This is a genomic window from Streptomyces sp. NTH33 (genome assembly GCF_003236365.1).
Lineage (GTDB): Bacteria > Actinomycetota > Actinomycetes > Streptomycetales > Streptomycetaceae > Streptomyces.
The window spans coordinates 1-4,465 of record NZ_POTZ01000524.1 but is presented as its reverse complement, the minus strand read 5'-3'; the positions used below and the strand labels follow the sequence as shown (position 1 = coordinate 4,465).

General features: G+C 76.6%; 4 protein-coding genes and 1 pseudogene. All 5 read right to left on the bottom strand.

Translation table 11 applies throughout. The features are described from left to right. Positions 1-482 (bottom strand): annotated as a pseudogene (locus C1I97_RS32085) (D-beta-D-heptose 1-phosphate adenosyltransferase); the annotation flags it as partial. 1 nt (position 483) lies between these two features. Then, positions 484-1,068 carry a D-sedoheptulose-7-phosphate isomerase gene (locus tag C1I97_RS32080; protein WP_111006564.1) on the bottom strand — a complete coding sequence of 195 codons (585 nt, stop codon included), beginning with the start codon at positions 1,066-1,068 and terminating at the stop codon, positions 484-486. 75 nt (positions 1,069-1,143) lie between these two features. Further along, a complete protein-coding gene (locus C1I97_RS32075) occupies positions 1,144-2,367 on the bottom strand; it encodes a glycosyltransferase (RefSeq protein WP_111006563.1) in 1,224 nt (407 codons plus the stop codon). Continuing rightward, complete coding sequence (locus C1I97_RS32070; protein ID WP_111006562.1) at positions 2,364-3,317, bottom strand: glycosyltransferase; 954 nt, start codon at positions 3,315-3,317, stop codon at positions 2,364-2,366. The genes C1I97_RS32075 and C1I97_RS32070 overlap by 4 nt, the downstream gene beginning before the upstream one ends. Further along, positions 3,314-4,300 carry a glycosyltransferase family 9 protein gene (locus tag C1I97_RS32065; RefSeq protein WP_111006561.1) on the bottom strand — a complete coding sequence of 329 codons (987 nt, stop codon included), beginning with the start codon at positions 4,298-4,300 and terminating at the stop codon, positions 3,314-3,316. The genes C1I97_RS32070 and C1I97_RS32065 overlap by 4 nt, the downstream gene beginning before the upstream one ends. Positions 4,301-4,465 lie beyond the last annotated feature (165 nt).

Here is a 4,465-nt window from a genome sequence, read left to right as displayed (position 1 = left end):
TCCCACACCACCGGGGGGCGGACGCGCAGTTCGGGGCGAAGGGCGTCCGCCGTGCCGCGGCCGTAGTCCGAGACCAGGACGGCGGATGCGGAGCCGAGCGCCGCGCGGGCCTCGGCGGTGGCCTCGTGGACGCGGCCGGAGCCGCGGTCCAGGCGGACCACGGGACGGCCCTGGGCCAGGACGCGGGTCTTCTCCGGCAGGCCGCCGGACAGCGGCAGCGCCACCAGGGTCAGCCAGGGTTCCAGGAGCCGGCGCAGTTCACGGGCCGCCGGACCGTCGTCCAGGCCGGTGACCAGGGTGACGTCGCGGCCGTCGCGGGCGGCGAGGTACGCGGCGAGGGCGGCGCCTCCGGGCCGTACCCGCTCCGCGCAGTCGGCGACGACCGGCACGGGCGCGTCGGGCGCGAGCCGGTCCGCGTGTCCGGTCAGGTCGCGGTCCAGCAGCGCGTCACCGACCACGACGAGAGGTGCCTTCCCCGTCATGTCACCTCCCGCCCCGCTCGAGGGCCGCGTCGAACGCCGCGCAGATCATGTGCACCGCGACCAGGTGGAGTTCCTGCACGGTCGCCGTGGAGGCCCCGGCCACGCACAGCGCCTCGTCGCTGCCCGCGCTCAGCGGGTTGGGGGCCGGTCCGCTCAGCGCCCACACCCGCAGGCCGGCCGCGCGGCCAGCGTCGGCGGCGGAGAGCAGGTTGGCGCTGGCGCCGCTGGTGGACAGCAGCACCAGTACGTCCCCGGGGCGGCCGTGGGCGCGGACCTGGCGGGCGAACAGCTCGTCCACGCCGTAGTCGTTGGCGATGGCGGTGGTGCTGGAGGTGTCCGCGTGCAGGGCGATCGCGGAGAAGGGAGGCCGGTCGTCGCGGTAGCGGCCGACGAGTTCGGCGGTCAGGTGCTGGGCCTGGGCGGCGCTGCCGCCGTTGCCCGCGGCGAGCAGCCGTCCGCCGGCGCCGAGGACGGCGGCGAGCTGTTCGCCCCAGCGCTGGGTGATGTGCGCGGACGCGCGGAACCGTCCGAGGGCGGCGAGGAGTTCGTCGCAGTGGCCGACGACGGCGGGGGTCTCGACGCTCATGACGTCACCTCCGGGTGGTGCGTGGGACGGCGGCCGGCCGACGCGGTCGGCACGGTCGGTGTGATCGGGGATGCGTCACGCCACCTCCGACTTCAGTTCGTGGCCGGCCAGGACCCGCCGGTAGACCTGTTCGGCGCCGTCGGCGACGCGCCGCCAGGTGAAGCGGGCGAGGACGCGTTCGCGGCCGGCGGCTCCGTAGCGGCGGCGCAGCCGGTCGCTGCCGAGCAGGTCGCGGACGGCGGCGGCGATCGCCGCGGGGTCGCCCTCGGCGACGAGCCGGCCGGTGCGGCCGTCGGCCACCGAGTCGCGGTGGCCGCCGACGTCGGTGGCGACGACGGGCACCGCGCACGCCATCGCCTCCAGCGGCACGATCCCGAACGGCTCGTAGACGGGGGTGCACAGCACCAGGTCGGCGCTGCGCATCAGCGCGGGCATCCGGGCCGGGTCGACCGCGCCCAGCAGCCGTACCCGGTCGCCGACGCCTTCGCGTTCGGCCAGTTCCCGCAGCCGTTCGGCCTCGGGCTCGGTGTACAGCAGGCCGGGCGGCGGGCCGCCGGCGACGAGGAGTTCGGTGTGTGGGATCCGGGTCAGCGCCCGGATGGCCCGGTCGTAGCCCTTGCGGGGGACGAGCCGGCCGCAGGCGAGGAGCCGGTGCCGCTGGGTGCGGGTGGGCGCGGGCGCGTCGGCGGCCGGGGCGCCGGGGTGGAAGTGGCCGGCGTCGACTCCGCAGGGCACCACGGAGACCCGGTTCGGGGAGATGCCCATGCCGGCCAGTTCGTGGACCTCGTCGGTGCAGGTGGCCAGGACGCGGTCGCAGGTGCGGCCGATCTGCCGCTCGATGCCGACGCGTTCGACGGGGCTGGTGTCGGCGCGGCCCTGGTGGCGGCGCTTGACGGTGCCGAGGGCGTGGAAGGTCTGGACGACCGGGACGCCGTGCGGGCCGGCGCCCAGCAGACCGGCCATGCCGGACATCCAGAAGTGGGCGTGCGCCACGTCGGGCCGCTCGCGGCGCCAGGCGCGGGCCAGGTGGGCGCCGAAGGACGGCATGTGCGGGAACAGGTCGTCCTTGGGGAGGGGTTCGGGCGGTCCGGCCGGTACGTGCTCGACGACGGCGCCGCCGGGCAGCGGCACCCGGTCGGGCAGGCCGGCGCTGTCGCGCCGGGTGTAGACGGTGACGTCGTGCCCGCGGCGCGCCAACTCCTCGGTGAGGCGGGCGACGTACACGTTCTGGCCCCCGGCGTCGACCCCGCCGAGCGCGGCGAGCGGGCTCGCGTGCTCGGACACCATGGCGATCCTCATCGGGTCACCTCCTTCAGCAGCCGCTCCCAGTCGTCCAGGAAGCGGGTCAGCCCGTAGCGGGCGAGTGCGGCGGCGCGTGCGCCTTCGCCGGCCATGCGGGCGTGCAGCGGGTCGGCGACGAAGTCCCGTACGGCTTCGGTCAGTACGTCGATCCGGTTGGAGACCACCCCGGCGCCCGGGGGCACCGCCTCGGTGACCTCGGTGGTGGCGAGGGCGACCACGGGCATGCCCAGGTGCATCGCCTCCAGCAGGGACAGGCCGAGGGAGGTCCAGCGGACCGGGTGGAGGTAGAGGCGGCGCCTGGCCATCGCCGCGTGCAGGTCCTTCTGGACGAGTTCGTGGGAGCGGCAGCGGCCGGGCGGCAGGCCGAGGTGGCCGGCGAGGCCGTCCGTGCCCATGCCGAAGACGTCCAGGGGGGCGGCGTGCGCGAAGGTGGGCAGCAGGTCCGTGCCGGTCGTACGGCCGCGCCGGACCGGCTCGTTGACGACGACGGCCGCGTGCGGCACCTCGCCGGTCCACAGCGGGCCGGGGTCGACGATGCCGTGTTCGATGACGGTGGTCTCGGCGCCTCCGGCGTCCCACATCAGCCGGTTGAAGTGGGTGACGTGCACGAGCGGCACGTCGCCGGGCAGGTCGGCGGCCGGGTGCCGGGTGTCGGGGACGTCTCCGTGGGGGGCGTTGTGCTCCAGGTACACCATGGGCGGCCGGCGGCCCAGCCACTTCCGCACGAGGCCGTACTCGTGCGGGCGCTGCAGGACGACGAGGTCGATGCCGGCGTCCCGCAGCCTCTCCGGCGGGAGTTCGATCACGTTCTCCGGCCAGTCGAAGGTGCGGGCGCGGCCGAGGCCGTCGGGTCCGCGACCGGGGGTGACGGGGACGACGTAGGTGTGCGGGCCCTGGACGAACGCGGTGGTCCAGGAGCCGTGCACGTGCCAGATCAGGATCCTCACGCCTTGATCACCTTCTCCACGGCGGCGAGCACGTCGTGCGCGGTCACCGACTCCAGGCAGGGGTGTCCGGGCACCGGGCAGTTCCGGGCGCGGCTGCCGGCGCACGGTGCGCTCTGGTCGCCGAGCAGCACGTACGGCACCCCGTAGGGGCGCCAGCGCTCGGCGGGTACGACCGGTGCGAACAGGGAGACGACGGGGGTGCCGACGGCGGCGGCGAGGTGCGCGGGGCCGGTGTTGCCGGTGACGACCGCGCGGGCCCCGGCCAGTACGCCGGCGAGTTCGGCGGCGCCGGTCCGGCCGCCGAGGTCCAGGCCGTGGGCGCCGGCCACGCGGGCGGTCAGGTCCCGCTCTCCCCCGCCCCCGGTCACGACCACCCGGTGCCCGGCCGCGGCGAGTTCCCGTACGGCCTGCGCGCAGCGCCGCGGGCTCCAGGCGCGGGCGGGCACGCTCGCGCCGGGGTGCAGCACGACGTACGGCCGCGGGCCGGTGAGGCGGGCGGTGTCCGGCGGGGGCAGCACCCGCGGCCGCCCGTCGTCGGTCCGCGGGAACCCGGCGGCCTCGGCGAGGTCGAGTGCGGCCTCGGCCTCGTGGGCGTGCGGGGCGCGCCGGTGGCGTACGTCGAGCAGGGAGCCGGGGTAGTCCACGCTGTCGGCGGCGATGTGCCGCACCCCGGCCAGGCGCAGCAGCAGGGCGGTGGGCAGCGGGGACTGGTGGAAGGAGGTCAGGACCAGGGCGGTGTCGGCGTCGAGGGAGTCGAGCAGCTTCCCGATCTCCGCCCGGTCGACGGGCGGCGGCTCGAACCCGGCCCAGGGCGCGTCCCACACGAGCACCTCGTCCACCCCGGGCAGCAGCCGCGCGGCGGGCTCGCCCCGCGGCCCGCACAGCAGGGTGACCTTCTCGGCCCGGGCGGCGACGGCTCGGACGGCGGGCCCGGCGAGCAGGACGTCGCCGAAGCTGTCGAGCCGGGCGACGAGCGCCTTCATCGCCGCCTCCGGCCGGCTCGTCCGGGCGCGGGTCGCTCCCCGGTGGCGTAGGCGTTCCTGAGGGGGCGTTCGTCGGCCAGGATCCTCCCCCACGGCGGGCCGGTCAGGACCGCGCGGACGGCGGTCAGCAGGTTGGGGGCGACGTGGTCGGCGGCGGTCGTCTCC